The organism is Stutzerimonas azotifigens DSM 17556, from assembly GCF_000425625.1.
GTDB classification, from domain to species: domain Bacteria; phylum Pseudomonadota; class Gammaproteobacteria; order Pseudomonadales; family Pseudomonadaceae; genus Stutzerimonas; species Stutzerimonas azotifigens.
Window position 1 is genome coordinate 16,347 of the sequence record NZ_AUDU01000040.1, and the last position, 26,371, is coordinate 42,717.

Consider the following 26,371-nt stretch of genomic DNA (forward strand, 5'->3'; position numbering starts at 1 on the left):
GAATCTTGCCACCCGCTCCGAACAAACGACCTGACGGACACCACTGCACATGAAGCTGCTCAAGAGCGTCACCCTGATTCTCTGCATGACCGTATCAGGCTGCAGCACCCATGAAGACAAGACCCTGGCCGAAGCCCCCGCGGCGCCGGCTGCCGCGACGGTCGATCCGGCCTGGCTGGACAGTTACGAGTCGCGGCTGCGCACCGCACTCGAGGGCAGCGCCTTCGAAGTGGAGCGACGCGACAGCATGCTCGTCGTCACCGCGCCGGTGGATGCCTCCTTCAATCCCGATCGTCCCGGCATGCTGCTGCCGGTCACCCTCGGGCCGATCACTCGCGTCGCCAAGCTGGTCGAGGGCGACGCTGCCACGGCGGTGGTGGTGCTCGGACATGCCGACAGCAGCGGCGAAGTCGAGGCCAACCGTACCCTCAGCCGCGAGCGCGCCGGCGCCGTCGCGGCGATCTTCCGGCTCAGCGGGCTCAAGCAGGACCGCCTGCTGATCCGCGGCCTGGGCTCGGACATGCCGCGTGCCGACAACGACTCCAAGCAGGGGCGGGCGAAGAATCGCCGGGTCGAGATGGTGCTGGCGCCCCAGGTCACCCTGCAGACGCTGGCTCTGCAGTACAGCCAGCCCGCGGCTGTCCAGGTCGCCACGGCGAAGGTCGAGAAGTAGTTTCTGCGGATATCCGGCCCCAAGCGAGAGGCTTGTCGCCCTCGGGGCTGAGGGTGACGAGGGTTGGGCGCCGGAGGAGGACGGCTCGGTCGTTTGCCGCTGGTTGCCCTTCCGGCATTTGGGGTGGGCTGAAGCCCACCCCAACCGACGGCGTACCAGCAGAACGGCAGCGATACCGGACGTAGGAGCGACCTTGGTCGCGAACGGATTCGGCGCACGGCATCACGGTAGCCGCGAGCCTGCGCGAATGGCGCACTATCACCGGCCGGGGCGAAGCGCTCGGGCCCGTTTCCCGACAAACACCACATACCGTGCCGGTATCGCTCCCGCCAAGGAACCTGAGGCGAGCGAGCATGCCATTGCGCGCTGTCGTTATTCGCGGTCAAGCCCGCTCCCACAGGATTCTTCGCGGCATTGCGCTTCAGGTTCGGGTCCGCTCGCTGCCGTCCGCCGGACAACCAGGCTTGCGTTGAGTCAAGCCATGCCGCGCGCCACTCTATATGCTGCTGGTCCAGCCACAGGAGGAGGAGTGCGATGACCCAGACCCTGGCCGATATGCGCCGTGATTACACCCGTGACGGGCTCAGCGAGAGCAACGCGCCCGACGAGCCCTTCGCGCTGTTCCGGCGCTGGTTCGACGAGGCGGTCGAGACCGAGCGGCCGCCGGTGGAGCCGAACGCGATGACCCTGGCCACGGTCGACGCCCAGGGGCGACCGCATTGCAGGGTGCTGCTGCTCAAGGGGCTGGACGAGCGAGGCTTCACCTTCTTCAGCAACTACCAGAGCGCCAAGGGCGAGCAGCTGCAGGCCTGTCCGTTCGCGGCCATGACCTTCTTCTGGCCCGGCCTGGAGCGCCAGGTGCGCATCGAGGGGCGTGTCGAACGTGTCAGCGCGGCCGAGTCCGAGGCCTACTACCAGGTGCGCCCGTTGGGCAGCCGGCTGGGGGCCTGGGCGTCTCCGCAGAGCCGTCCGATTCGCGACCGCGCCGAACTCGAGCAACTGCTGGCAGACACCGAGAGGCGCTTCCAGGGCGAGCCGCCGCACTGTCCGCCGCACTGGGGCGGCTATCGGCTGCTGCCCGAGCGCATGGAGTTCTGGCAGGGACGCTCCAGTCGTCTGCACGATCGGCTCAACTTTCGCTGGCAGGGTGACTGCTGGCTGCGCGAGCGGCTGGCGCCCTGAGCCGCTCAGTTCGTCTCGCCCATGCTCTGTTCGGCGGACGGATATTCGCTGGCCCGTTGCTCCAGCCAGGCGGGCAGTTGGCGGCGGGGCACGCGTTGGGCGCGGGCCTCGGCCAGCCGTTCGAGCATCCAGGTCCGCTTGCCAGCATCGTTGCTGGCCATGGACAGGGCCAGGTCACGGTCCGCCCAGCGCCGGAAGCGGACGAACAGCCAGGCGTGGAACGCCAGGCCCGCCAGCGTGGTGACGACGACGATGAAATAGTCCATGGGGTGCCCTGTGCGAACGGCTCGCGTAAAGTGGGAAGCGGAATCGGCATGCGAATGCTGAACCAGCCCGCGGCAGCTGCCAAGCGTCAGGTCGCCGCGTTCAACTGCCTCAGGCCCTCCCGGGCCTCAAGTTTTCGAGGGAAACCGCAATGCGCAAATCTCTTCTACTGATGCCGATTGCCGTTGTCGCGCTGACGGCCGCCGGCTGCGCATCCAACCTGACCGGCGACACCTATTCGAGGGACGAGGCGCGCGCCGTCCAGACGGTGCGCTACGGCACCATCGAGTCGCTGCGTCCGGTGAAGATCGAAGGCACCAAGACCCCGATCGGCACTGGCGCCGGGGCCGTGGTCGGCGGCATTGCGGGCAGCGGTGTCGGGGGCGGGCGCGGCAGCGCGGTGGCAGCCGTCATCGGTGCGGTGGCCGGCGGCATGCTCGGTGCCGCGGCCGAAGAGGGTGTCACCCGGGCGCAGGGCGTCGAGGTGACCGTCCGCGAGGACGACGGCAACATCCGCGCCTACGTCCAGGAAGTCGAACCCAACCAGGTGTTCCGGGTCGGACAACGGGTCCGCATTCTGACGGTCAACGGTACCAGCCGCGTCGCCCCCTGACGTGCTCGTTTTCCCTCCCCGGCCCTTGTAGAAGGCATGGCTCGCGGCTGCTGGCAGCGAGCCATGCTTTTGTTTTTCAAAAAATCATCAGGGCATGACGCTGGGACCATTGATATGGATAATCAGCGGCCATCACCGGCCCTTGTCAGGGCTATTGCAGAAATCCGACCCGTCGAGATTCTGCGCGTCATTCGTAACGCGGTGGCTTCAGGGGTTTAGCACATGGCGCTAGCGTTGATCATTGCCTTGCCGTTTCTGGGCATCGTCCTGCCGCTGTGGCTCGAGCGCTACGGCCGCTCGGCCTGTGCGTTCGGCGCCGGCCTCGCGCCGCTCGCGGCGCTGGTGCTGCTGCTCTGGCAGCGTGAGCGCGTCTTCGCTGGCGAAGTGATCGTCGTCCGCCAGAGCTGGCTGCCGGAGCTCGGCCTTGACCTCAGCCTGCGCCTCGACGGCCTCGGCTTCCTGTTCGGCCTGCTGATTCTCGGCATCGGCCTGCTGGTCATCCTCTACGCCCGCTATTACCTCTCCAAGCAGGAGCCGACCGGTCGCTTCTACGGCTATTTCCTGCTGTTCATGGGCGCCATGCTCGGCGTCGTGCTATCGGAAAACCTGCTGCTGATGCTGATGTTCTGGGAGCTGACGAGCCTGTCGTCGTTCCTGCTCATCGGCTTCTGGGGCTACCGCACGGATGCCCGCCAGGGCGCGCGCATGGCGCTGACCGTCACCGGTGGCGGCGGCCTTGCCCTGCTTGCCGGCATCCTGCTGGTGGGGCACATCGTCGGCAGCTTCGAGCTGTCGGCGGTGCTCGCCGCCGGCGACACCATCCGCAACCACGCGCTCTACCCGCTGGCGCTGATCCTGGTGCTGCTGGGCGTGTTCACCAAGTCGGCGCAGTTCCCGTTCCACTTCTGGCTGCCGCAGGCGATGGCCGCGCCGACGCCGGTTTCCGCCTTCCTGCATTCGGCCACCATGGTGAAGGCGGGGGTGTTCCTGCTCGCGCGCCTGTACCCGGCGCTGTCCGGCTCCGAGTGGTGGTTCTACCTGGTCAGCCTGACCGGCCTGACGACCCTGCTGATCGGCGCCTTCATGGCGCTGTTCCAGCACGACCTCAAGGGGCTGCTGGCCTATTCCACCATCAGTCACCTGGGCCTGATCACGCTGCTGTTCGGCCTGGATTCGCACCTCGGGGCGGTCGCGGCGATCTTCCACATCATCAACCACGCGACCTTCAAGGCCTCGCTGTTCATGGCCGCCGGCATCATCGACCACGAGACCGGCACGCGCGACATGCGGCGGGTCAACGGCATGTGGAAGTACATGCCGCACACCGCCGCGCTGGCCATGGTGGCCTCGCTGGCCATGGCCGGGGTGCCGCTGCTGAACGGCTTCCTGAGCAAGGAGATGTTCTTCGCCGAGACGCTCGAGCAGCACCTGCTGGGCAGTTTCTACTGGACCATTCCGGTCGCCGCGACCCTGGCGGGCGTGTTCTCGGTGGCCTATTCGCTGCGTTTCATCCATGACGTCTTCTTCAACGGCGACCCGATCGACCTGCCGAAATTCCCTCCGCACGAGCCGGCCCGGTACATGAAGATCCCGGTGGAGATCCTGGTGCTGCTCTGCCTGCTGGTCGGCATGCTGCCGGGCTATACGGTCGCGCCCCTGCTCGCCGCCGCCGTGAGCGCCAGCCTGGTCGGCAACGTCCCGGAGTACAGCCTGGCGATCTGGCACGGTTTCTCCCTGCCGTTGCTGATGAGCGTGGTCGCGCTGGTCGGCGGCATCCTCATCTATTCGCTGCGCAAGTTCCTGTTCCGCTGGTACGAGGGACTGCCGGCGATTGACTCGCTGCTCACCTTCGACCAGGTCATCAAGGGCGTGATCCTCACCTCCGGGCGTCTCAACCGACTGCTTGAGAATGGTTCGCTGCAGCGCTACCTGGCGCTGATGCTCGGCAGCGTGCTGCTGACCGTGGTGGTCGCGCTGGTGCCGCTGAGCGAGCTCGGCGGGTCGGTGCCGCGCAGCCCGGTCGATGCCTATACGGTACTGGGCATGGCGATCCTGGCGGTGACCTCGGCGTTGACGGTGGTCTTCCATCGCCGCCGCATCGTCGCCCTTATGATCCTCAGCGGCGCCGGGCTCATGGTCGCGCTGGCATTCGCCCGTTTCTCCGCGCCCGACCTCGCGCTGACCCAGCTGTCGGTCGAGATGGTGACCATGATCCTGCTGGTGCTGGCGCTGTATTTCATGCCGGACCGCACCCCCGCCGAGTCCAGCAGCCTGCGCGGGACGCGCGACCTGGTGCTGGCCGGCGGCTGCGGGACGCTGGTAGCGCTGCTCGCCTATGCGGTGCTGACCCGTCCGTACGACAGCATCGCGTCCTTCTTCCTGGAAAACAGCCTGCCCGGCGGTGGCGGCACCAACGTGGTGAACGTGATCCTGGTCGACTTCCGCGGCTTTGATACGCTGGGCGAGATCAGCGTGCTGGCGATCGCCGCGGTAGGAATCTTCGGGCTGCTGCACGGGCTGCGCCTGCCGCACCCGACGTTCGACTACTTCGGCAGGCCCTGGTCGGGCGACCGTCACCCGCTGATCCTCGCGGTGGTCTCGCGCGCGCTGCTGCCGCTCGCCCTGGTGGTCTCGGCGTTCATCTTCCTGCGCGGGCACAACCTGCCCGGCGGCGGCTTCATCGCCGGTCTGATCACCGCGGTGGCGCTGATCCTGCAGTACGTCTCGCTCGGGGTGCCCTGGAGCCAGGAGCGCCTGCCTTTCAGCTATCACGGCATGGCCGGCGCCGGGGTGATGATCGCTGGCCTGACGGGCCTTGGCAGCTGGGCGTTCGGCTATCCCTTCCTCACCTCGTCGTTCGGGCATTTCCATTTGCCGCTGGCCGGGGAGTTCGAGCTCGCCACCGCGATGCTGTTCGATCTGGGCGTGTTCCTGACCGTGGTCGGCGCGACCCTGATGATCCTCGCCAACATCGGTCATGTCAGCAAGGGCGAAGCCGGCCAGGAGGTGTTGTGATGGAGGCGTTATTCGCAATCACCCTCGGGATCATGGTGACCAGCGGCGTCTACCTGTTGCTGCGTGCGCGCGTGTTTCCGGTGGTCATGGGGCTCACGCTCATTTCCTATGCGGTAAACCTGTTCATCTTCAGCATGGGGCGCCTGGCGACCGGCGCGGTGGCGGTCGTCGGCCACAGCGAGCGCTACGGTGATCCGCTGCCCCAGGCGCTGGTGCTGACGGCGATCGTCATCGGCTTCGCCATGACCGCTTTCACCGTCGTGCTCGCGCTGCGCAGCATGGGGGAGGTCGGGACCGACCACGTCGACGGGCAGGAGCCGACTGAATGAACCACGCCTTGATCCTGCCGCTGTTGCTGCCGCTGTTCTTCGGCAGCGGGTTGTTGATCGCTCATCGTGCCAGCCCTGCCCTCAAGCGCTGGCTGTCCGTGCTCGCCACCTGGGCGCTGATGCCGCTGGCCGGGTGGCTGCTGGTTCTGGCCGGCGACGACCGCATTCACGTCTATGTGCTGGGCAACTGGCAGCCACCGTTCGGCATCGTGCTGATGCTCGATCGCCTGGGCGCGCTGATGCTTGCGGTCACTTCGGTGCTGGCCAGCGCGGCGGTGCTCTATGCCAGCCGCGGCGACGACGACCGCGGGCCGAATTTCCATGCGCTGTTCCAGTTCCAGCTACTGGGCATCAACGGGGCCTTCCTCACCGGCGACCTGTTCAACCTCTTCGTGTTCTTCGAGATTCTGCTGATCGCGTCCTATGCCCTGCTGCTGCACGGACAGGGACCGGGGCGCGCGCGGGCGGGGCTGCACTACGTGGTGCTCAACCTGGTCGGTTCCTCGCTGTTCCTGATCGCTGCGGCCATTCTCTACGGACTCACCGGGACGCTGAACATGGCCGACCTCGGCGTCCGGGTCGCCGCCGCCGAGCCCTCGGAGGCCCCGCTGCTGGCGGCCGCCGGATTCCTGCTGCTGGTGGTGTTCGGCCTGAAGGCCGCGATCCTGCCGCTGCACCTGTGGCTGCCGCGTGCCTACGCCTCGGCGACCGCGCCGGTGGCCGCTCTGTTCGCGATCATGACCAAGGTCGGGCTGTACGCCATCGTGCGGGTGTTCAGCCTGGTCTACGGCGATGCGGCGGGCACGCTGGCCGGCATGATCGAGGCCTGGCTGTGGCCCCTGGCGATGCTGACCCTGGCGTTCGGCGTGTTCGGCGCCCTGGCCGCCAAGGAGCTGCAGTTGCTGATGGCGCACCTGGTGGTGGTCTCGGTCGGCACGCTGCTGGCCGGTATCGCTCTGGGCAGCGAACAGGGGCTGTCGGCCGCCCTCTATTACCTGCTGCACAGTACGCTGATCAGCGGGGCGCTGTTCCTGCTGGCCGATCTCATCGTGCGCCAGCGCGGCGAGGTGGAAGGCCGCCTGGTGGTGTCGCCGGCCCTGCGGCAGCCCCTTCTGCTCGGCGCGATGTTCTTCTTCGGCGCGATCTCGGTCGCCGGGCTGCCGCCGCTGTCCGGTTTCCTCGGCAAGGTCATGCTGCTGCGTGCGGTCGGGCCCGGCGAGCAGGCGCTGGCGCTGTGGCCGGTGGTACTGATCGGGGGCCTGGGCATGGTCGTCGCGCTGAGCCGCGCAGGCAGTCTGCTGTTCTGGCGGGCCACCGACGAGGCGCCGCTGCGCGAGAGGGCCGACGGCGTGCGGCTGCTCGCCTGCGTCTGGCTGCTGGCGGGCAGCCTGGTGCTGGTCGTCGCGGCGCAGCCGATCCAGGCCTACGTCCAGGCGGCCGCGGCGCAGGTGCACCAGCTCGGCCCCTATTTCGACATCGTCCGCGGAGGTGCCCGATGATCCGCCGATGGCTGCCGCATCCGGCATTGAGCGTGGCGCTGGCCGGGCTCTGGTTGCTGCTCAACAACACCCTGGCGCCCGGGCATGTGCTGCTCGGCGCCTTCCTCGGCTGGGGCATCCCGCTGCTGGTCGGCCCCTTCGTCATGCCCGTGCCGCGGGTGCGCCGTCCGCTGCTGCTGGTGCGCTTCCTGCTGCGCGTGATCCTCGACATCGTGGTGGCCAACCTGCATGTCGCACGCTTGGTGCTGGGGCCGAAGGGGCGCCTGAGCCCGGCCTTCGTCGAGGTGCCGGTGCGGATTGACGACGAGTTCGTGCTCACGGCCCTCACCAGCATCATTTCGCTCACGCCCGGCACCGTATCGGCCTCGCTCAGCGAGGACCGCCGTACTCTGCTGGTGCATGCGCTCGATGCGCCGGATGCGGAGGCGCTGGTGGCCGAGATACGCACCCGTTACGAGACGCCGCTGCTGGAGATATTCGAATGCTCGAATACGTGATTCCGTTCTGCATGGCCGTCATGGGCGTCGCCGCGACCCTCAACGTCGTCCGCCTCATCCAGGGGCCCTCGATGCCCGACCGGGTGCTGGCGCTGGACACCTTCTACATCAACGCGCTCGCCGTGATCGTGCTGTTCGGCATCTGGCTGAACACCGACCTGTTCTTCGAGGCCGCATTGCTCATCGCGGTGATGGGCTTCGTCGGCACCGTGGCGGTCGCCAAGCACCTGCTCAACGGCGACATCATCGACTGAGGTAGACACCATGCCGCTCTGGCTCGAAGCCGTCATCTGTGTCCTGCTCGTGCTCGGCAGCCTGTTCGCGCTGGTCGGCGCCATAGGCCTGTACCGTCTGCCGGACTTCTTCACCCGCCTGCACGGTCCGACCAAGGCGACCACGCTGGGGGTCGGTGGCGTGGTGCTCGGCTCGATGCTGTTCTTCAGCAGCCAGGGCGAGGGTGGCAGCCTGCACGAGATCCTCGTCATGCTGTTCCTCTTCATCACCGCTCCGGTCAGCGCCCACATGCTGGCCAAGGCCGCCCTGCAGGAGCGCCTGCCGGTCATTCCCAAGACCCGCGGCAAGCCCTGGGACTGACAGCGCCGACAGGCACAGTTCTGCGTCCCTCCTGTATCTGTGCCGGCCCCTGGCCGGAGACTAGACTCCGGTCCTTTTGCCGGGAGTGATGGTGAATGGAGCGGCTCAAGACCGGCGCGATCGGTTGCCTGGTGCTGGCCATGGCGCTGTGGGGCAGCGCCTTCATCGGGCTGAAAATCGCCTTCGAGGAACTGCCGCCGCTGTGGGTCATCTTCGGCCGCATGGCACTGGGCAGCCTGGTGTTCGTGCTGGCCTGGCGCTGGCGGGGGCGCTGGGAGTACCGGCGGGGCGACTGGAAGTATCTGATCGGCCTGGCGGTCTGCGAGCCGTGCCTCTATTTCGTCTTCGAAGCGCTGGCGCTGGAGCGTACCAGTGCCTCGCAGGCCGGAATGATCACCGCGCTGCTACCGCTGATGGTGGCAGTGGGTGCGTTCTTCGTGCTCGGCGAGCGGGTCGGCAAGGTGACCTGGGCCGGCTTCCTGCTGGCGCTGCTGGGGGCGGTATGGCTGAGCCTCGCCGGCGAGGCCAGCGAGCAGGCGCCGGCGCCGTTGCTGGGCAACTTCCTCGAATTCCTGGCGATGGTCAGCGCCACCGGCTACATGCTCATCGTCAAGCGCCTCGCCAGCCGCTACTCGGCCTTCCTGCTGACGGCGATGCAGGCCTGGACCGGTGCGCTGTTCTTCCTGCCGCTCGCCCTGGTGTTCGAACCGCTGCCGGCGGACGTCAGCCTCCGCGGATGGCTGACGGTGGCCTACCTGGGCGTGGTGGTGACGGTCGGCGCCTACGGGTTGTACAACTACGGGCTGTCGCTGATGCCGGCCAGCCAGGCGTCCGGCTTCATCAATCTGATACCGGTGTTCACCCTGCTGTTCGCCGCGCTGTTGCTCGGCGAGCGGCTCAACGCCCCTCAACTGTGTGCCGCCGGCCTGGTGTTCCTCGGTGTGCTGCTCAGTCAGTGGAAGGGCAGGGTGGAGGCGCCGCCGGCCTCGGCGACCCTCGACTGACGAGCGCTTCAGCGGCGCGCGCCGCCGAAGTACGCGCAGCCGCGCAGTCGTTCGCTGCCGACCCGCAGCTCGGCGGTCAGCGACGTGACCAGGCGCGCCGATTCACAGCGCGCAGGGCGGACCCAGGCCTCGAAATGCTGGCCGTCGGCCTCGCTGCTGAGCCCGAGCGTGCCGTCCGGCAGCTGTTCCTCGAGATAGGGCAGTACCACCGGCGCGCTGCCTTCGCGCTCGAGCGCCATGCCGTCGGCGGTCACCGTCAACAGCCAGCCGGGCTGCTGGCCGCCGGCACGCATCACCAGGCGGGGGAAGAGGGGATCGCTGCAGACGGTATCGCCGTTCTCCAGGCGATAGAGGTGCGAGGGGCTGAACCGCCCGGATTCGAAGGTGCCGTTGCGCGCGCTGAGCGTGCCGCGCAGGTCGGCGTAAACGGGGCCGGCGGCCGCCAGGCGGCGTGCCTGGGGGAAGAGGTCGAGCGCCGGGGCGTCATCCAGGGTCAGGCGGGTGGTCTTGCCGCAGGGTTGCAGGTACCAGTTTCCGTCGATGGCCAGCAGCTGCCCCTGCAGGCGTTCGCCGGGCGGCGGCTTGGCGCCTTCCGGCATCCTCGTCTGGCAGCCGGCGCCGAGCAGGAGCAGCCCGAGCAGGCCGGCCAGGGGCAGTGCGCGGTTCACTTGCCTTCGACCGTGCGGCCGTTCACCGTGCCTTCCTGCAGCATGATCTGGTAGGCCTTGCCGTCCTTCTCCACCTGGTAGAGCTGCACCAGCAGGAAGTCCCAGTCCTTGGCGAACCAGAGCAGGGTTTCGCGCTTGCTCTGCGTCGGGTCGCGCACGCGCTCGACCTTGACCGCGTCGAGCCGTCCGGCCTTGGTCTCGACGGTCTCCTCGCCGAGCACGCGGAAGTCGTAGGTTTCCACCTCGTCGCCGTCGAGCACCTGGTAGCTCATGCTCTTCTTGCCGGCGGCGACGTCGTGCTGCAGGGCCACCTGGTAGGTCGACTTGTCCAGCAGGCCGCGGTTGAGCGGCAGGCTGATGGGGTCGCCGCGGTAGGTGCCGACCACCTGCTTGGCGGCCCAGTCGAAGCGCTGGTCGATCCGCTTGCCCTTGCCCAGGCCGCTGCGTTCGTGGCGGTAGCGCTCGGGCAGGAAGGTGTCGCCCTCGACGGTGAAGGTGCTGCGTTCGTTGAGGCCGGCCACCAGCATCGAGGCCTCGAATTCCAGCTTCCAGCGGCCGTCGTCCTCGGCGGTGAGATTGCGGACGGCGGTGCCGCTCATGGGCACCTGCTTCCAGTCGGCGGTGTAGCTGGCGGAGAACGGCTGAAGCTCGAGTGCCTGGAGCGGAAGGGCGAGCAGGGCGAGGACGAGCAGCAGGGCACTACGCATAGGGTCTCCTAGGGACGGATGAGAAAGCCGGTGTCCGGCAGTCGTTGGCCATCCAGCATCGCGCCTCCGTCGGTCAGGCGCAAGCGCCCCTCGGCGAACCAGCGCACGGCCAGCGGGTAGATCCGGTGTTCGGCGGCGTGCACGCGCTGGCTGAGCGACGTCACGTCATCGCCGGCGTGCACCGGCACCACCGCCTGCACGGCGACCGGGCCGCCGTCCAGTTCCTCGGTCACGAAGTGCACGCTGCAGCCATGCTCAGGGTCGCCGCCCTCCAGCGCCCGCCGGTGGGTATCGAGCCCCTTGTGGCGCGGCAGCAGCGAGGGATGGATGTTCAGCAGGCGCCCGCGGTAGTGGCGCACGAAGCCGGCGGTGAGAATGCGCATGAAGCCGGCGAGCACCACCAGTTGCGGGCGGTAGCCGTCGATCGCCTCGGTCAGCGCGGCGTCGAACGCCTCGCGACCGGAGAAGGCCTTGTGATCCAGCACCTGCGTGGCGATGCCCGCCGCCGCGGCGCGCTGCAGGCCGTAGGCGTCGGCGCGGTTGGAGATGACCGCGCGGATGCGCGCCGGATTGTCGGGGGCCTGGCTGTCGATCAGCGCCTGGAGGTTGCTGCCGGAGCCGGAGATCAGCACCACCACATCGCAAGGATCGGGCATCAGTGGGTTTTCAGGTTGTTCAGCTGGACCTGCGCGGTGCCTTCAGCGGCCTTTTCGATACGCCCGATGAGCCAGGGCGACTCGCCCTGTTCGCGCAGCACCGCCAGGGCCTCGTCGGCCTTGTCCCGGGCCACGCAGATCACCATGCCGACGCCGCAGTTGAGCACCCGGTGCATTTCCGTCTCGTCGACGTTGCCTTGCGCCTGCAGCCAGTCGAACACCGCGGGGCGGGTCCAGCTGGCGACGTCGATGACCGCCTGGGCGCCTTCGGGCAGCACGCGCGGGATGTTGTCCAGCAGGCCGCCGCCGGTGATGTGGGCCATCGCCTTGACCGCGCCGGTGCGCTGGATCAGCGCCAGCAGGGGCTTGACGTAGATGCGCGTGGGCGCCATCAGCAGGTCGGCCAGCGGCTGCCCGTCGACCCGGGTAGCCTCGATGTCGGCGCCGGACACCTCGATGATCTTGCGGATCAGCGAGTAGCCGTTGGAGTGCGGGCCGGAGGAGGGCAGCGCGATCAGCGCGTCGCCCGGCTGCACGCGGGAGCCGTCGATGATCTCGTCCTTTTCCACCACGCCGACGCAGAAGCCGGCCAGGTCGTAGTCTTCCCCTTCGTACATGCCGGGCATCTCGGCGGTCTCCCCGCCGACCAGCGAGCAGCCGGCCATTTCGCAGCCGGCACCGATGCCGGTGACCACCTGGGCGGCGACCTCGACGTCGAGCTTGCCGGTGGCGTAGTAGTCGAGGAAGAACAGCGGCTCGGCCCCGCAGACCACCAGGTCGTTGACGCACATGGCGACCAGATCGATGCCGATGCTGTCGTGACGGTTCAGGTTGAGCGCCAGGCGCAGCTTGGTGCCGACGCCGTCGGTGCCGGAAACCAGCACCGGCCTGCGGTAGCCCGCGGGGATCTCGCACAGCGCGCCGAACCCGCCCAGGCCGCCCATCACTTCGGGGCGCGCGGTGCGTTTGGCGACGCCCTTGATGCGTTCGACGAGCGCTTCGCCGGCATCGATGTCGACGCCTGCGTCCTTATAGCTGATGGAGGGTTGCTTGCTCATGGGAGTCCGGGCCTGTGCTGGAGTGCGTGAGGGGATAAGGGCCGGGCCGGATGCGCCGGCGCCTCGGGCGCGTCGGCGATGGCCGTGCTGGCGCGAGGGTCCGGCCTGTGCCGTACCGCGCCAGTGAAAGGCGCGCGATTTTATCAGGCTTGCCCCGGGCTCACCATCCCGCGCCGGCCGGAGGAAACCCCGGGCGCTTCCCCGGGTCAGTTTGTACGAGCCGCGTGTGGGGTGGTCGGTTGCCGCTGGTCGGGCGGCTGATTAAGGTATAGGCCCTTTGCCCTTTTCCCATCGCGCGGCGCCCGCTCGCGCTCTCGAGGATCCCGCATGCGCCCGCTCGTTCGTCTGTTCGCCCTCTGTTGCGCGTTGCTCGTCTTGCCCGCCCAGGCGGCTACCCTGGCCGACCTCTACCTGGTGCGCGAGCCGGTCGCCAGCCAGCAGGCGAGCGAGCGTGACGAAGCGCTGCAACGGGCCTTCGATACGCTGGTGCGGCGGCTGACCGGCGATGCCTCGGTGAGCGAGTCCTCGGCCGTGGCCGCGCTTCGACAGGACCCGCAGCAGCTGGTGCGCCAGTACGGCTACAAGGGCGACAGCCTGGTCGTCGAGTTCGACCCGGCCACCGTCCAGCGCGGTCTGCGCGATGCCGGCGTCAAGCTGTGGGGCGAGAGCCGTCCCGCGCTGCTCGGCTGGTGGCTGTTCGACAGCGCCGAGGGTACGCAACTGGTGGGGGACGGCCAGGAGGGCGCCAGCGTGCTGCGCAACGCGGCGCAGCATCGCGGCGTGGTGCTGCGCCTGCCGCTGGCCGATCTCGACGAGCAACTGGCGGCCACTCCCGATGCGCTGGACGCCGGCGATGCCGGCGCGCTGCACGATCTCTCCGAGCGTTACGATGCCGACGGGCTGATGAGCGTGCACGCGCGCGAGAGCGAGGGCCGCTGGCAGGCCGACTGGCGCCTGTGGCTCGGCGAGGAGCGCGGCCAGGGGCAGGCCAGCGGGGACAGCCGGGAGCAGGTCGCCGACGCGGTGATGCAGGCAGTCACCGATCACCTGGCGCCGCGCTATGTCGCCGATCCCGGCCAGGCCGCCGAGGTGACGCTCTGGGTCGAGGGTGCCGATCTGGCCCGGTATGCCGAGCTCGACCGCCTGCTGCAGCCGCTCGGCGCGCAGCTGGTGCGGCTCGAGGGCGGCAATCTGGTCTATCACCTGCGGGTCGCGCCCGAGCAGCTGCGTTCGCAGCTGGCGCTGGCGCGCCTGCAGGAAGTGCCGGCCAGCGAGACGCCGCCCGTGCCGGTGCAGGTGCCTGCCATGCCCGTGCCGCCCCTGTCGGAGCCATCGGTGGACGCCGCGCAGCCGCCTGCCGAACGCCCGCTGGTCGATCCTGCCGGCGGACGCCAGGTGCTGCATTACCGCTGGTAGGCCCGCCCGGCCGTATGCCGCTGCAGGCCGTAGCCTCGGACGGCGGGCCGGGCGCGAACCTATGTCAGGGATGCCATGCGTCATCTGCCCAACCTGTTGACCTGCCTGCGCCTGGCGCTGGTGCTGCCGGTCGCCTGGCTGCTGCTGCGCCAGCAGTACCCGCAGGCGCTCTGGCTGTTTCTCCTCGCCGGTCTCAGCGATGCGCTCGACGGCCTGCTGGCGCGCCGGTTCGGCTGGACCAGCCGGCTGGGGGCCTGGCTCGACCCGATCGCCGACAAGCTGCTGCTGGTGATCAGCTATGTCTGTCTGACGCTGAACGGGCTGGTGCCCGTCTGGCTGACCGCCGTGCTGCTGTTGCGTGACCTGGTCATCGTCGGCGGCGCGGGCGCCTTTCGCTATCGCGTCGGTGCGCTCGACATCCGTCCGACCTGGCTCGGCAAGTGCTCGACCGTGCTGCAGATCGTGCTGGTCCTGGCGTTGCTGCTGGAAACCAGCCTGCTGCCGGGCATGGGCCCGGCCAACCACGTGCTCCTGCCGCTGGTGGCGTTGCTGACGCTGTCCAGCGGCGCCCATTATGTGTGGCAATGGACCACGCTCTACAGAAGGCACAAGGCATGTCCCTGACCCCTCCCGCCCGTTGGCCCTGGTTGCTCGGCCTGGCCCTCGCCGGCTGGCTGATCTACCTGCTGATACCCATCCTGACGCCGTTCCTGGTGGGCATGCTGCTCGCCTATCTCGGCGACCCACTGGTCGACCGGCTGGAACGCTGGCGGCTGTCGCGCACCTGGGGCGTGGTGGTGGTCTTCGCCCTGTTCTCGCTGCTGTGCCTGCTGGCCCTGCTGGTGCTGGTGCCGATGCTCGGGCGGCAGCTGGTGCATCTGTATCAGCTCGCGCCGCTGGCGCTGGACTGGCTGCAGCAGAGCCTGTTGCCCTGGGTCGAGTCGCAGTTGGGGCTGGATCCGGACTTCTGGCGCGTCGACCGCTTGAAGACGGCCTTCGCCGGCCACCTGGGCAGCACCACCGATCTGGTCGGCATGGTGCTCAGCCGGGCGACCGCCTCGAGCCTGGCGCTGCTCGCCTGGGTCGGCAACCTGCTGCTGATTCCGGTGGTGAGCTTCTACCTGCTGCGCGACTGGGACCTGATCATGGCCAAGCTGCGCGGCCTGCTGCCGCGCCGGCGCGAGGGGCTGGTGGTGCGGCTGATGAGCGAGTGCCACGAGGTCATCGGCGCTTTCCTGCGCGGGCAGCTGCTGGTCATGCTGGCGCTGGCGGTGATCTACGCCGGCGGGCTGATGCTGGTCGGGCTCGACCTCGGGCTACTGATCGGCGTGCTCGCCGGGCTGGCCAGCATCGTGCCCTACATGGGCTTCGTGGTGGGGATCGGCGTGGCGGTGGTGGCGGCGCTCTTCCAGTTCGGCCTCGATCCCTACCCGCTGCTCGGCGTCGCGGCGGTCTTCACCGTCGGGCAGCTCCTCGAGGGCATGCTGCTCACGCCCTGGCTGGTCGGCGACCGTATCGGCCTGCACCCGGTGGCGGTGATCTTCGCGGTGCTCGCCGGCGGCCAGCTGTTCGGCTTCACCGGCGTGCTGCTGGCGCTGCCGGTGGCGGCGGTGATCATGGTCCTGCTGCGCCACGTGCACGATCTCTATAAACTCTCCGACCTTTACGCCGAGCCGGTGTCCACCGAAGACCTTCCCGAGCCATGAAGCCGATCCAGCTGCCACTCGGCGTGCGCCTGCGCGACGATGCCACCTTCGCCAATTTCTATCCGGGCGCGAACGCCGCGGCGCTGGGCTACGTGGAGCGGCTGTGCTCGCCCGAGGCGGGCTGGTCCGACGAGCTGATCTTTCTCTGGGGCAAGGTGGGCGCCGGGCGCAGCCACCTGCTGCAGGCCGCCTGCCTGCGTATTGAGGAGCGCGGCCAGCAGGCGATCTACCTGCCGCTGGCCGAGGTGGCGGGCTACGGCCCGGAGCTGTTCGACAACCTCGAGCAGTGCGACCTGGTGTGCCTTGACGACCTCGACGCGATCGTCGGCGACAGCGCCTGGGAGGAGGGCTTGTTCCACCTCTTCAACCGGCTGCGCGACAGCGGCCGCCGGCTGCTGCTGGCGGCCAGCGAGCCGCCGCGGGAACTGCCGGTCGCGCTGCCGGACCTGCAGTCGCGCCTGACCCTGGCGCTGGTGTTCCAGCTCAAGGAACTGTCCGACGAGGACAAGCTGCGCGCCCTGCAGCTGCGGGCGTCGCGCCGGGGCCTGAACCTGCCCGACGACGTCGGGCGCTTCATCCTCACCCGTGGTTCGCGCAGCATGAGCGCCCTGTTCGAACTGCTCGACCGCCTCGATCACGCGTCGCTGCAGGCTCAGCGCAAGCTGACCATTCCCTTCCTCAAGGAGACGCTGGACTGGTAGTCCGGCTGCTCACTGCTCACTGCTCACTGCTCGCCGGCGGCCCGGCGCTGGTACTGGTAGCCCCAGCGGGTGTACAGCAGCGCCGCGCTGAACAGTACCGCGCTGAGGACCGCCTCGATCCAGCCATAGGCCGCCCGCGCCGGGTCGATGGCGGCCAGCACGCCCTGGATGAAGTACAGGTTGACGATGAAGCAGGTCCAGGCATGCGCGCGCGGGCTGCCGGCCAGCATCCCCGGCGCCACCAGCAGCAGCGGAACGAGCTGGATGCTCAGCACCACCCAGGTGCGGGCGCCGTGCAGGTCGGCGAACAGCAGGGTGTAGCCGGCGACCAGCACGGCGAGGGCGACGAAGGCGGCGAGGGCGAGTGCGCGGCTGGCTTTCACCCGTGGCCTCAGCCATTCCAGGGCGGGCAACGGCTTGGGTGTTTTAGCCACGGGTCGACTCCAGATTGCGGGCGGTTTGCGCGAGGCGCTGTCCGAGCGCGCGGCACAGGGTGGTTTCGTGCTCGTCCAGCGGGCGCTTGCCGTCGCTCCCGGCATGGTGGCTGGCGCCATAGGGCGTGCCGCCGCCTCGGGTTTCCAGAAGCGCGCTCTCGCTGTAGGGCAGGCCGAGCAGCAGCATGCCGTGGTGCAGCAGCGGCAGCATCATCGACAGCAGGGTGCTTTCCTGGCCGCCGTGCAGGCTGGAGGTGGAGGTGAAGACCGCCGCCGGCTTGCCCACCAGCTCGCCGGTCAGCCACAGGCTGCTGGTGCCATCGAGGAAATACTTGAGCGGCGCAGCCATGTTGCCGAATCGCGTCGGGCTGCCCAGCGCCAGGCCCGCGCACTGGCGCAGGTCCTCCGCCGTCACGTAGGGGGCGCCGCTGTCGGGAATCGTCGGCGCCACCGCCTCGCACTCGGTGGAGACGGCCGGCACGGTGCGCAGGCGCGCCTCCAGGCCGGCCCGTTCGACGCCGCGGGCGATCTGCCGGGCCATTTCCGCCGTAGCGCCGTGGCGGCTGTAGTAGAGCACCAAGATGTAGGGTGCGCTCACGGCAGGATCTCCAGCACGCGCTCCGGCGGACGGCCGATGACCGCCTTGTCGCCGGCCACCAGGATGGGTCGCTCGATGAGCTTCGGATGGGCCGCCATGCTGGCGATCAGCTGCGCCTCGCTGAGCGACGGCTCCGCCAGCCCGAGCGTCTGGTATTCGGGCTCGCCGGTGCGCAGCAGGGCGCGCGCGCCGATGCCCAGGCGCTGCAGCAGCTCGGCGAGCTGAGCTTCTCTCGGCGGAGTTTCCAGGTAGCGGATCACGGTGGGCGCCAGGCCACGCTGCTCGAGCAGCTCCAGCGCGGCGCGGGATTTGGAACAGCGAGGATTGTGGTACAGCGTCAGCTCGGTCATCGCCTCAGGTGTCTCGTCGGGAAAGTTGGGTATTCTACCCCTCTCTCTACCGCTCTCGGCATCCGGCCGGAACCGCCGGCTCGTTGCGGTAATCAATCTTCCCGGCAGGCGCGGTTCCGGAAGGGCGGCGGGAACGATCGGCCGTACAGGCCGGTCCGAGCCGGAACGCTAAGGAGAAGGCATGCACCAGCGGGTACAGGGTTTTTTCGAATTCAGCCGCTTCCTCGTCCAGCGCTTCCTTGCCGACCAGGGCCCCTACAGCGCGGCCGCGCTGACCTATACCACGCTGTTCGCGGTTGTTCCGATGATGACCGTGACCTTCGCCATGCTGGCGGCGATTCCGGCGTTCCAGGGCGTCGGCGAGCAGATCCAGATGTACGTCTTCCAGAATTTCGTGCCTTCGGCCGGCGCCACCGTGCAGGAGTACCTGGGCGCCTTCACCACGCAGGCGCGCCAGCTCACCTGGATCGGCGTGGGCTTCCTGATGATCACCGCCTTCATGATGCTGGTGACCATCGAGAAGACCTTCAACACCATCTGGCGCGTGCGTCAGCCCCGGCGCGGGATGTCCAGCTTCCTGCTGTACTGGGCGATCCTCAGCCTCGGCCCGCTGCTGCTGGGCGCCGGCTTCGCGGTGAGCACCTACATCACCTCGCTGTCGCTGATCTCCGGGCCCGACGCCCTGCTGGGGACCGGGGCGCTGCTGAAGGTCATGCCGCTGGTGCTCAGCGTGCTGGCCTTCACGCTCATCTACGCCGCGGTGCCGAACACCCGGGTGCCGATCCGGCACGCGCTCATCGGCGGGGCCTTCACCGCCACGCTGCTGGAGCTGGCGCGCCAGGCGTTCAGCCTCTACGTGACCTTCTTCCCCAGCTACCAGCTGATCTACGGCGCCTTTGCCGCGGTTCCGCTGTTCCTGCTGTGGATCTACCTGTCCTGGCTGATCGTGCTGTTCGGCGCCGAGATCGTCTGCGGCCTGTCCTCCTCGCGGGAATGGCGTTGCCGCAACATTCCCCGGCTGGTGGTGATGCTGGTGCTGCTGCGGATGCTGCACGACTGCCAGCAGGCGGGACGCGAACTGCGCCTCGGCCACGCGCATCGCGCTGGGTGGCACCTGCCCGAGGACGAATGGGACGAGATCATGGAATTCTTCACCCACGAGCACCTGGTCTGCCGCACGGGCGGCGGTGGCTGGGTGCTGTGCCGCGACCTGGGACAATACAGCCTGGACCAGTTGATGCGCGCCAATCCCTGGCCGCTCGCCCGTCTCGACCAGTTGCCGGAGCAGCTCGAGGAACCCTGGTATCCGACCCTGCGCCGCTCGCTCGCGCTGCTCGGGCAGGAGCAGGGCGCGCTGTTCGGCGGCAGCCTGGCAGACTGGTTGCGGGCGGGACGTGAAACGCCGGCCGAAGGAGGACAGTGAAATGCAATCGCCACGCAGGCCCTGGCTGGGGCTGCTCGCCGCCCTGCTGCTCGCCGGCTGCGCCGAGGACTGGGGGACGGACCTCGACGGGCAGGCGGTGACCGCCGACCAGATGGACGGCCGCTGGAAGGTCATCAACTACTGGGCCGAGTGGTGCGCGCCCTGTCGCAAGGAGGTGCCGGAGCTGAACAGGCTGTCCGCCTCCGCCGAGGCGCCGCTGGTGCTCGGGGTGAATTTCGACGGCTTGCAGGGCGGCGAGCTGCGCGAAGCGGCCGATGCGCTCGGCATCCGCTTCCGCGTGCTCACCGAGGACCCGGCCGAGCGGCTCGAGCTGCCGCGCAGTCCGGTGCTGCCGGTGACCTACCTGGTCGACGGCGAGGGCAGGGTGCGCGAGCAACTGGTCGGCGAGCAGACGGCAGAAGGGTTGCGTCAGCGCATTGCGGCGCTTTCGGGCGACGGCTAGGAGGCTGTCTGCCCGGCAGCTTTGCCGTCTCCCGGAAGGAGACGGGTTTGGTCGGGTGCCGGTGCAGGGTACGGTGCAGGCCTCGGTCGCAGGCAGAGCCTGCTCCTACAGGCGGTTGCCGAGGTGGCAGGCGTTGTGTAGGCCCGGTTCGCGGCCAAGGCCACTCCTACAAAAAGCGCATTTGTGGGTGTGGTCCCGGCCGCGCCCCGGTTCAGCCCTGCCGGCAGATGTCGGACCGCAGGCGGTTGCCGAGGCGGCAGGCGTTGCGATGTCTTTCCTTTCGCCCCCGAGGAAGGTTCGCCGGGGCAGGAGGTGCGTGGCGCACCCTACGGGCGGCGGCGCCGAGCCTGTCCCTTCTCCCACCGGGAGAAGGTGGCCCGCAGGGCCGGATGAGGGAGACCGCGCCGTCACCTAGTCCTCACCTTGGCGCGCGGTTTGGTTTGTGTTGGTGCTGGCCGAGTGCAGGCCCGGTTCGCGGCCAAGACCGCTCCTACAAAAAGCGCATTTGGTGGGTGTGGTCCCGGCCGCGACCCGGTTCAGCCCTGCCGGCAGATTTCGGACCGCAGCCGGTTGCCGAGGCGCAGGCGTTGCGATGTCGTTCCCTTCTCCTCTTGGAGACGGTTCGCCGGAGCAGGAGATGCGTGGCGCACCCTGCGGGCGGTGGCGCCGAGCCTGTCCCTTCTCCCGCCGGGAGAAGGTGGCCCGCAGGGCCGGATGAGGGAGGCACGCCGAATCGCCTCGGCCGTGCTCAGGGCCTGACGTACCAGTAGTCCTGCCAGAAGCCGATCACCTTGGTCGGATAGCGGAGCTGGCCGAGGCTGCCGTTGTAGCGCGCCAGCGCGCGGCTGAGGTCGCCGTTCTCCTTCTTCAGGTAGTAGCTGAGGATGGTGCAGCCGTAGCGCAGGTTGGTGGCGTTGTCGGTGAGGTTGTCCTGCGGGCGGCCGAGTTCGGCCTTCCAGAACGGCATGATCTGCATCAGCCCCTGTGCCCCCACGCTGGATACGGCGAAGCGGTCGAAACGGCTTTCGGCGTGGATCAGGGCGATCACCAGGTCGGGCCTCAGCCCGGCCCGGCTGGCCTCGCGATGAACTTGTTGCAGCAGCGTCAGGCGTTCGCGGGCATCGGGCAGGTAGCGCGCCAGGCGGGTGGACATGTCCAGCAGCCAGACCTCGGCGTCGAAGCGGTCCTCGAAGCTGTCGGCCTGGGCGACGGTTTCCTGCAGCAGTTCGCGCAGCTCCGGTTCCGGCGCCTGGCGCACGCTGGCGGCCAGCGGCGTGGCGAGGGCGAGCAGGGCGACCAGCAGCAGGGACCGGGCCATCCGCTGGTGCTCAGTCGTCTTCGTTGCGATCGGTTGCGACGCGTCCGGTGTCCTGCAGCAGGCGCTGCAGGAAGGCCTGCTGGAGTTCCGGGTCGTTGCGCGTCAGTTCGATCAGGCTCTGCTCGAGCTCGCTGGCTTCTTCCTCGAGCCCCAGCTCGGACAGCCGCTTGACCCGGTAGACCCACTGGTCGACGTCGTCGCCCTCGAGGTCGCGGAACACCAGGTCGTGGGCCTCGCCGAGCTTGGCGCGCAGGTCGCGGCTGACCAGCAGCTGCGCTTCGGCCTCGGTGCCGTCCTGCGGGTCGCGCACCTGCAGGACCAGCTTGCCGATGCTGGTGATGTTCTGCTCGGCGAAGGGGCCGTCGAGCAGGTTCAGGCGCAGGATGCCGTTGCGGTCGGTGAGCAGTTCGTGGCGCTCCTCGCCCGCCAGCACGGTGACCGGCCGCTCGGCCCAGGGCAGGCTGGTGTATTCCAGGCGGGCGTCGCGACGGTCTTCCACCAGGCTGGCCAGGTTCTGCTCCGAGCGCCCGTTGGACTCGACGTTGAGGAAGGGGTTGAGTCCGGCGAAGCCGTAGCTGATCCAGTTGCGCGTGGCCTGCTCCGGCAGGGTGCCGAGCATCACCACGTTCAGCACGTTGGCGCCGATGCCGGCGACCACCGCCACCGCGCCGAGCGGAATCTCGTAGAGTTCGCGCCAGGCCTGGTAGGGGGTGTAGCGGTCGTAGTGCCGGGTGACCTCGAAGTCGGTCACCTCGAAGGTCTTCTGCTCCAGCACCCGTACGCGCCGCTGCGGCAGCTGCAGTACGCCGGGCTCGCCGACCTCGATTCGCAGCCCGTGGTCGAGCAGTTTGCGCTCGGCGCGTGCCTCTTGCTCGCTACGCTGCGGAAGCTGGTTGGCGCACCCACCCAGCAGAAGGGTTGTACAGACAGCAACGGTCAGGACCGACAGGCGTGGGTGGGGCATGATTTCCGATCAGCGAGAAGTACGGGCTTCGTTGATGAAGGTGAGGATGTCGTCGATGGCCACGGCACGGGGCTGGTCGTCGCGACGGTGCTTGTATTCGAGGGTGCCTTCGGCCAGCCCGCGCTCGCTCACCACGATGCGATGCGGAATGCCGATGAGCTCCATGTCGGCGAACTTGACGCCGGGGCTGGTCTTCTTGTCGCGGTCGTCCAGCAGCACGTCGAGGCCGGCGGCGACCAGTTGCTCGTAGAGGCGATCGGTGGCCTCGCGTACCGCGGCGTTCTCGTACTTCATGGGCACGATCGCCACTTGGAACGGGGCGAGGGCGGCCGGCCAGAGGATGCCGCGCGCATCGTGGTTCTGCTCGATGGCCGCGGCCACCACGCGCGACACGCCAATGCCGTAGCAGCCCATGACCAGGGTCACCGGCTTGCCGCTTTCGCCGAGCACGCTGCAGCCCATGGCCTCGCTGTACTTGGTGCCGAGCTGGAAGATGTGCCCGACCTCGATGCCGCGCTTGATCTCCAGCGTGCCCTGGCCGTCGGGGCTGGGGTCGCCGGCCACCACGTTGCGCAGGTCGGCGACCTCTGGCAGCGGCAGGTCGCGCTCCCAGTTGATGCCGAAGTAATGCTTGCCGTCGATGTTGGCGCCGGCGCTGAAATCGCCCATCAGCGCGACCGAGCGATCGACGATGCAGGGAATGGGCAGGTTCAGCGGGCCGAGTGAGCCGGGGCCGGCGCCGATGGCGCTGCGGATTTCGGCTTCCGAGGCGAATTCCAGCGGGCTGGCCACCTGGGCCAGGTTGGCGGCCTTGATTTCGTTCAGTTCGTGGTCGCCGCGCACCAGCAGGGCGATCAGCTGGCCCGCTTCGATGCCGCGCACCACCAGCGTCTTCACGGTGCGCTCGATGGGCAACTGATAGCGTTCGACCAGATCCGCGATGGTGCGCGTATCCGGGGTGTCGACCAGGCGCAGCTCTTCGCTCGCCGGCGCGCGTTCGGTTTCGCGCGGAATGGCTTCGGCCTTCTCGATGTTGGCCGCGTAGTCGGAGCTGCTGCTGAAGGCGATGTCGTCCTCGCCCGATTCGGCGAGCACGTGGAATTCGTGCGAACCGGTGCCGCCGATGGAGCCGGTGTCGGCCTGGACCGGACGGAAATCGAGGCCCAGGCGGGTGAAGATGTTGCAGTAGGCCCGGTGCATGCGGTCGTAGGTTTCCTGCAGCGAGGCCTGGTCAAGGTGGAAGGAGTACGCGTCCTTCATGATGAACTCGCGCCCGCGCATCAGCCCGAAGCGCGGCCGGATCTCGTCACGGAACTTGGTCTGGATCTGGTAGAAGTTGATCGGCAGCTGCTTGTAGCTGTTCAGCTCGTTGCGGCACAGGTCGGTGATCACTTCCTCGTGGGTCGGGCCCACGCAGAACTCGCGGTCGTGGCGATCCTTCAGGCGCAGCAGCTCGGGCCCGTACTGGACCCAGCGGCCGGATTCCTGCCAGAGCTCGGCCGGCTGGATGGCCGGCATCAGCACTTCCAGCGCGCCGGCCTTGTTCATCTCGTCGCGCACGATCGCCTCGGCCTTGCGCAGCACCCGCAGGCCCATCGGCAGCCAGGTGTACAGGCCGGAAGCGAGCTTGCGGATCATCCCGGCGCGCAGCATCAGCTGGTGGCTGATGACAACCGCATCGGAGGGCGTTTCTTTCAGGGTCGAGAGCAGGTACTGACTGGTGCGCATGGTGGCCGTCTTCGTGCTTGCAGGCGGGGTTGGCCGGGCATTGTACGGCGGGGCGGTAGGCGCGTACAGAAGGGCTCTGGCTGAAAGAATAGGCTTTGCGATGGCTCACCCTGATAAGCCGAAATAAAAAAGCCCGGCGAGTTTGCCGGGCTTTCCGAGTGGTACCTAGTTCCCTAATTACAAGATGCTGAGCGGATACTCAATGAACAGGCGCCATTCGTTGATATCGTTCCAGGCCGGGTTGTTAGTCCGCAGGATCGAATTGCGTGCCCTCAGCTTGAGATCCTTGGCCGGACCATCTTGGAAGGTATAGGAAACCTGGTTAAAGATCTCGCGTTCGGTCGCTTCGCCTTCGCCGCCGTAGAATGCTGCGTCGATGTTGTCGCCGCGCACGTATGCGGTTTTCCAGAACAAGCCAGGAACGCCATAGCCAGTGAAATCGAGTTCATAGCTGGCTTGCCAGGAGCGCTCGTCCTTGAAGTTGAAGTCGGAGAGATAGGAGTTCGCTACCCAGATAGTGCCGCCGCCGTCGCCGTTGTCGTAGAGGTAGCCGGTATCACCAGAAACGCGCTGGTGAGCGACTATGAACGCATGAGCGCCGACGCTGTATTTGGCCGAAGCACTCCAGAACGTGTTGTCGTCAACGGCGCTGTTTTCGCTGATGCGCTCGTCAATATCGGTGGTTTTGTAATAGTTGACATCGAAGGTCAGAGCCTGCGTGTCGGACAGGGGCATTACATAATTGATGTTGGCATACTTCTTCTTATAGGTATCTTCGACGTCCGACATGTAGAACGCGACGCTCAGGTTGTCGGTGAAGCTGTAGCTGCCGCCGAACAGGTCAAGGCTCTTCAGTCCGTTGGGGTCGCGGCTTGGCGAGCCCATGGGGCTGTCAGCGGTAAAGTGACCTGCGTTGAGTTCAAGCCCTTCGATTTCGCTGCTTGTGATCATGGTGCCGGTGAAAGACTGCGGCAGCAGGCGGGAGTCATCAGAGGAGAATACGGGAAGGGCGGTGAACTGATCGCCGTATTTGATAACAGTATTCGAGAACTGGGCCTTAACCGCCGCACCGGCTTGGGACAGGTCATCAGCCCAATCGTCATCCGAATTCTGCGGGAACATGTCGCCCTGCCCGCCGTCAAGTCTTACACCCAGCAGGCCGAAGGCGTCGACGCCGAAGCCGACCGGGCCTTGGGTAAAGCCGGACTCGAAAGTGGCGATGAAACCTTGAGCCCAGGTATCGACATCATCAACGCCATCTTTATGGTCGCGATTCCAGTAAGTGTTGCGCAGCAACAGGCTCAGGCTGGCGTCGTCGACGAAGCCCTTGGACTCGGATTGCTGGCTCGCGACGGCCATTTGGGTTGTGCCGGCCGCAACGGCCAAGGCGATGACACTCCACTTCATCACTTGCATCGAGTTTTGCTCCATTGGTTTTTCAAATAATGCTCACTTCCCACCGAAGAGAAGCTGCGCTTTCTTATTCTCGGCGGGATTCTACACGCGAGCCCTAGCTTGTGCGTCAGCTTAAACGGCAATTTTTTTGGGGTTTTTTCCTGATTCGGCCTGCTTTCACGGAGAAAGCGGCAGACTTCAGGCGGCCCTTATTGCCGGTAAGTGGAAACACTTGCCGGCTGTTTGGGGCAGTAGCAATTACCGTGCACAGAACGCGCCAGCCGTTGTCAGGCCCGCACTTTCGCTGGTGGGCGCTGTTTCTATAACAAGGAAGTGGGAATTGCGGTAGCACTTGCGCACCAGTTTCGTGCGAGTGCGCCTTGTTGGTGCGCGTGCCCTTGGTGCTCGCTTCCCCGGGCCTGCGGTATCCTGCCGCGGTGATCCAACCCATGCCGTTTCGACACAGGAGTCGAGCCATGTTCGAACTCGATCCACAGCTTGCCCGCGATACCCTCATGCTTGGCGACCTGCCCCTGTCCCGCCTGCTGCTGATGAACGATGCGCGCTACCCCTGGTTCATCCTGGTGCCGCGGCGGGAGGAGGTGACCGAGGTTTTTCAGCTCGATGCCGCCGACCAGGCCCGCCTGTGGGGCGAGGTGGCAATGCTGGCGGAAAAGATCAAGGACACCTTCGGGGCGCAGAAGATGAACATCGCCAGCCTGGGGAACATGGTGCCGCAGATGCACGTCCATGTTGTGGCGCGCCGCCGTGACGATGCCGCCTGGCCGGCGCCGGTCTGGGGGCGGGGGGCTGCGGTTCCCTATGACGCCGGGCAGGTCGCGTCCATACGGCAGAAGCTCAAGCTGGTGCTGACCCGAGACTTTACCTGGAGCGAGGCATGAACGAGCTGGAGTCGAGAATCGCGGAGCTGGAAGTGCGGTTGGCCTTTCAGGATGACACCATCCAGGCCTTGAACGACGAGGTGGTCAGGCTGCAGGGCCTGATCGAGCGGCTGGGCGCGCAGCTCACCGTGCTTGCCCGGCGCCAGGAGGAATTGTCCGGGCGGATCGAGGAGGGCGACGAAGCGCCGCCCCCTCACTACTGAATCCGGCCCGC

The 26,371-nt window shown here is 67.6% G+C and carries 30 protein-coding genes; 18 read left to right on the top strand and 12 right to left on the bottom strand.

Annotated features, from left to right (window positions below; all coding sequences use genetic code 11):
* The first annotated feature begins 49 nt into the window (after positions 1-49).
* Positions 50-673, top strand: coding sequence for an OmpA family protein (locus tag H610_RS0103995; RefSeq protein ID WP_028238483.1), 624 nt, complete (start codon positions 50-52; stop codon positions 671-673).
* 534 nt (positions 674-1,207) lie between these two features.
* Positions 1,208-1,855, top strand: a complete 648-nt coding sequence (gene pdxH, locus H610_RS0104000; protein WP_028238484.1) for a pyridoxamine 5'-phosphate oxidase — start codon at positions 1,208-1,210, stop codon at positions 1,853-1,855.
* A gap of 5 nt (positions 1,856-1,860) precedes the next feature.
* Here pdxH and H610_RS0104005 read toward each other — a convergent pair whose 3' ends face one another.
* A complete protein-coding gene (locus H610_RS0104005) occupies positions 1,861-2,121 on the bottom strand; it encodes a hypothetical protein (protein ID WP_028238485.1) in 261 nt (86 codons plus the stop codon).
* Between the two features lie 149 nt (positions 2,122-2,270).
* On the opposite strand from H610_RS0104005, the gene H610_RS0104010 reads away from it, so the two are divergent.
* The 8 genes from H610_RS0104010 (at position 2,271) to H610_RS0104045 (ending at position 9,670) form a co-directional block, all read left to right on the top strand.
* Positions 2,271-2,732, top strand: a complete 462-nt coding sequence (locus tag H610_RS0104010) for an outer membrane lipoprotein (RefSeq protein WP_028238486.1) — start codon at positions 2,271-2,273, stop codon at positions 2,730-2,732.
* Positions 2,733-2,954: 222 nt separating this feature from the next.
* Positions 2,955-5,747, top strand: a complete 2,793-nt coding sequence (locus tag H610_RS0104015; protein WP_028238487.1) for a monovalent cation/H+ antiporter subunit A — start codon at positions 2,955-2,957, stop codon at positions 5,745-5,747.
* Positions 5,747-6,076: a Na+/H+ antiporter subunit C gene (locus H610_RS0104020; RefSeq protein WP_028238488.1), complete on the top strand. Its 330-nt coding sequence runs from the start codon at positions 5,747-5,749 to the stop codon at positions 6,074-6,076. Before H610_RS0104015 ends, H610_RS0104020 begins: the two co-directional genes overlap by 1 nt.
* Positions 6,073-7,575, top strand: a complete 1,503-nt coding sequence (locus H610_RS0104025; RefSeq protein ID WP_028238489.1) for a monovalent cation/H+ antiporter subunit D — start codon at positions 6,073-6,075, stop codon at positions 7,573-7,575. The genes H610_RS0104020 and H610_RS0104025 overlap by 4 nt, the downstream gene beginning before the upstream one ends.
* Entirely contained in the window at positions 7,572-8,072 is a 501-nt protein-coding gene (locus H610_RS0104030; RefSeq protein ID WP_028238490.1) for a Na+/H+ antiporter subunit E, read from the top strand. The genes H610_RS0104025 and H610_RS0104030 overlap by 4 nt, the downstream gene beginning before the upstream one ends.
* Positions 8,057-8,326 carry a K+/H+ antiporter subunit F gene (locus H610_RS0104035; RefSeq protein ID WP_028238491.1) on the top strand — a complete coding sequence of 90 codons (270 nt, stop codon included), beginning with the start codon at positions 8,057-8,059 and terminating at the stop codon, positions 8,324-8,326. Before H610_RS0104030 ends, H610_RS0104035 begins: the two co-directional genes overlap by 16 nt.
* A 10-nt stretch (positions 8,327-8,336) precedes the next feature.
* Positions 8,337-8,666, top strand: a complete 330-nt coding sequence (locus H610_RS0104040; protein WP_028238492.1) for a Na+/H+ antiporter subunit G — start codon at positions 8,337-8,339, stop codon at positions 8,664-8,666.
* 95 nt (positions 8,667-8,761) lie between these two features.
* Entirely contained in the window at positions 8,762-9,670 is a 909-nt protein-coding gene (locus tag H610_RS0104045; RefSeq protein WP_028238493.1) for a DMT family transporter, read from the top strand.
* Positions 9,671-9,678: 8 nt separating this feature from the next.
* Here the strand turns inward: H610_RS0104045 and H610_RS0104050 are convergent, their stop codons facing one another.
* From H610_RS0104050 to purM, 4 genes are read right to left on the bottom strand one after another with little or no spacing between them, the layout of a single operon-like run.
* Complete coding sequence (locus H610_RS0104050; protein ID WP_051231486.1) at positions 9,679-10,338, bottom strand: hypothetical protein; 660 nt, start codon at positions 10,336-10,338, stop codon at positions 9,679-9,681.
* Entirely contained in the window at positions 10,335-11,045 is a 711-nt protein-coding gene (locus H610_RS0104055) for a DUF3108 domain-containing protein (RefSeq protein ID WP_028238495.1), read from the bottom strand. Before H610_RS0104055 ends, H610_RS0104050 begins: the two co-directional genes overlap by 4 nt.
* 8 nt (positions 11,046-11,053) lie before the next feature.
* The gene (purN, locus tag H610_RS0104060; RefSeq protein ID WP_028238496.1) at positions 11,054-11,701 is read right to left on the bottom strand and encodes a phosphoribosylglycinamide formyltransferase; all 648 of its coding nucleotides are present in this window, start codon (positions 11,699-11,701) and stop codon (positions 11,054-11,056) included.
* Positions 11,701-12,759, bottom strand: a complete 1,059-nt coding sequence (purM, locus tag H610_RS0104065; protein ID WP_028238497.1) for a phosphoribosylformylglycinamidine cyclo-ligase — start codon at positions 12,757-12,759, stop codon at positions 11,701-11,703. Before purM ends, purN begins: the two co-directional genes overlap by 1 nt.
* A gap of 327 nt (positions 12,760-13,086) precedes the next feature.
* Here purM and H610_RS0104070 point away from each other — a divergent pair, with 327 nt between their 5' ends.
* The 4 genes from H610_RS0104070 (at position 13,087) to hda (ending at position 16,582) form a co-directional block, all read left to right on the top strand.
* Positions 13,087-14,175, top strand: coding sequence for a DUF2066 domain-containing protein (locus H610_RS0104070; RefSeq protein WP_028238498.1), 1,089 nt, complete (start codon positions 13,087-13,089; stop codon positions 14,173-14,175).
* A gap of 75 nt (positions 14,176-14,250) precedes the next feature.
* Entirely contained in the window at positions 14,251-14,799 is a 549-nt protein-coding gene (locus H610_RS0104075; protein WP_028238499.1) for a CDP-alcohol phosphatidyltransferase family protein, read from the top strand.
* The gene (locus H610_RS0104080; RefSeq protein WP_028238500.1) at positions 14,790-15,881 is read left to right on the top strand and encodes an AI-2E family transporter; all 1,092 of its coding nucleotides are present in this window, start codon (positions 14,790-14,792) and stop codon (positions 15,879-15,881) included. Before H610_RS0104075 ends, H610_RS0104080 begins: the two co-directional genes overlap by 10 nt.
* Positions 15,878-16,582 carry a DnaA regulatory inactivator Hda gene (gene hda / locus H610_RS0104085; protein ID WP_028238501.1) on the top strand — a complete coding sequence of 235 codons (705 nt, stop codon included), beginning with the start codon at positions 15,878-15,880 and terminating at the stop codon, positions 16,580-16,582. Before H610_RS0104080 ends, hda begins: the two co-directional genes overlap by 4 nt.
* Positions 16,583-16,605: 23 nt before the next feature.
* Here hda and H610_RS0104090 read toward each other — a convergent pair whose 3' ends face one another.
* Genes H610_RS0104090 through arsC form a run of 3 tightly spaced genes read right to left on the bottom strand, consistent with a single transcriptional unit; the run spans position 16,606 to position 17,964 of the window.
* The gene (locus H610_RS0104090; protein WP_028238502.1) at positions 16,606-17,016 is read right to left on the bottom strand and encodes a DUF2069 domain-containing protein; all 411 of its coding nucleotides are present in this window, start codon (positions 17,014-17,016) and stop codon (positions 16,606-16,608) included.
* Positions 17,009-17,614, bottom strand: coding sequence for an NAD(P)H:quinone oxidoreductase (wrbA, locus tag H610_RS0104095; RefSeq protein ID WP_028238503.1), 606 nt, complete (start codon positions 17,612-17,614; stop codon positions 17,009-17,011). Before wrbA ends, H610_RS0104090 begins: the two co-directional genes overlap by 8 nt.
* Positions 17,611-17,964, bottom strand: coding sequence for an arsenate reductase (glutaredoxin) (gene arsC, locus H610_RS0104100; RefSeq protein ID WP_028238504.1), 354 nt, complete (start codon positions 17,962-17,964; stop codon positions 17,611-17,613). The genes wrbA and arsC overlap by 4 nt, the downstream gene beginning before the upstream one ends.
* 181 nt (positions 17,965-18,145) lie before the next feature.
* Here arsC and H610_RS0104105 point away from each other — a divergent pair, with 181 nt between their 5' ends.
* Together H610_RS0104105 and H610_RS0104110 are read left to right on the top strand one after the other, a co-directional pair.
* The gene (locus H610_RS0104105) at positions 18,146-19,387 is read left to right on the top strand and encodes a virulence factor BrkB family protein (protein ID WP_028238505.1); all 1,242 of its coding nucleotides are present in this window, start codon (positions 18,146-18,148) and stop codon (positions 19,385-19,387) included.
* A gap of 1 nt (position 19,388) precedes the next feature.
* Positions 19,389-19,850 carry a TlpA family protein disulfide reductase gene (locus tag H610_RS0104110; protein ID WP_028238506.1) on the top strand — a complete coding sequence of 154 codons (462 nt, stop codon included), beginning with the start codon at positions 19,389-19,391 and terminating at the stop codon, positions 19,848-19,850.
* Positions 19,851-20,598: 748 nt separating this feature from the next.
* Here H610_RS0104110 and H610_RS0104115 read toward each other — a convergent pair.
* From H610_RS0104115 to H610_RS0104130, 4 genes are all read right to left on the bottom strand, one after another.
* Positions 20,599-21,168 carry a transglycosylase SLT domain-containing protein gene (locus tag H610_RS0104115; RefSeq protein ID WP_028238507.1) on the bottom strand — a complete coding sequence of 190 codons (570 nt, stop codon included), beginning with the start codon at positions 21,166-21,168 and terminating at the stop codon, positions 20,599-20,601.
* 10 nt (positions 21,169-21,178) lie between these two features.
* The gene (locus tag H610_RS0104120; protein ID WP_043237575.1) at positions 21,179-22,132 is read right to left on the bottom strand and encodes a hypothetical protein; all 954 of its coding nucleotides are present in this window, start codon (positions 22,130-22,132) and stop codon (positions 21,179-21,181) included.
* A 9-nt stretch (positions 22,133-22,141) separates the two neighbouring features.
* Complete coding sequence (locus tag H610_RS0104125; protein WP_028238509.1) at positions 22,142-23,860, bottom strand: proline--tRNA ligase; 1,719 nt, start codon at positions 23,858-23,860, stop codon at positions 22,142-22,144.
* A 177-nt stretch (positions 23,861-24,037) separates the two neighbouring features.
* Complete coding sequence (locus H610_RS0104130; RefSeq protein ID WP_028238510.1) at positions 24,038-25,276, bottom strand: OprD family porin; 1,239 nt, start codon at positions 25,274-25,276, stop codon at positions 24,038-24,040.
* 455 nt (positions 25,277-25,731) lie between these two features.
* Between H610_RS0104130 and H610_RS0104135 the strand changes: the two genes are divergently transcribed.
* A complete protein-coding gene (locus tag H610_RS0104135) occupies positions 25,732-26,157 on the top strand; it encodes an HIT domain-containing protein (protein ID WP_028238511.1) in 426 nt (141 codons plus the stop codon).
* Positions 26,154-26,360 carry a SlyX family protein gene (locus tag H610_RS0104140; protein ID WP_028238512.1) on the top strand — a complete coding sequence of 69 codons (207 nt, stop codon included), beginning with the start codon at positions 26,154-26,156 and terminating at the stop codon, positions 26,358-26,360. Before H610_RS0104135 ends, H610_RS0104140 begins: the two co-directional genes overlap by 4 nt.
* Positions 26,361-26,371 lie beyond the last annotated feature (11 nt).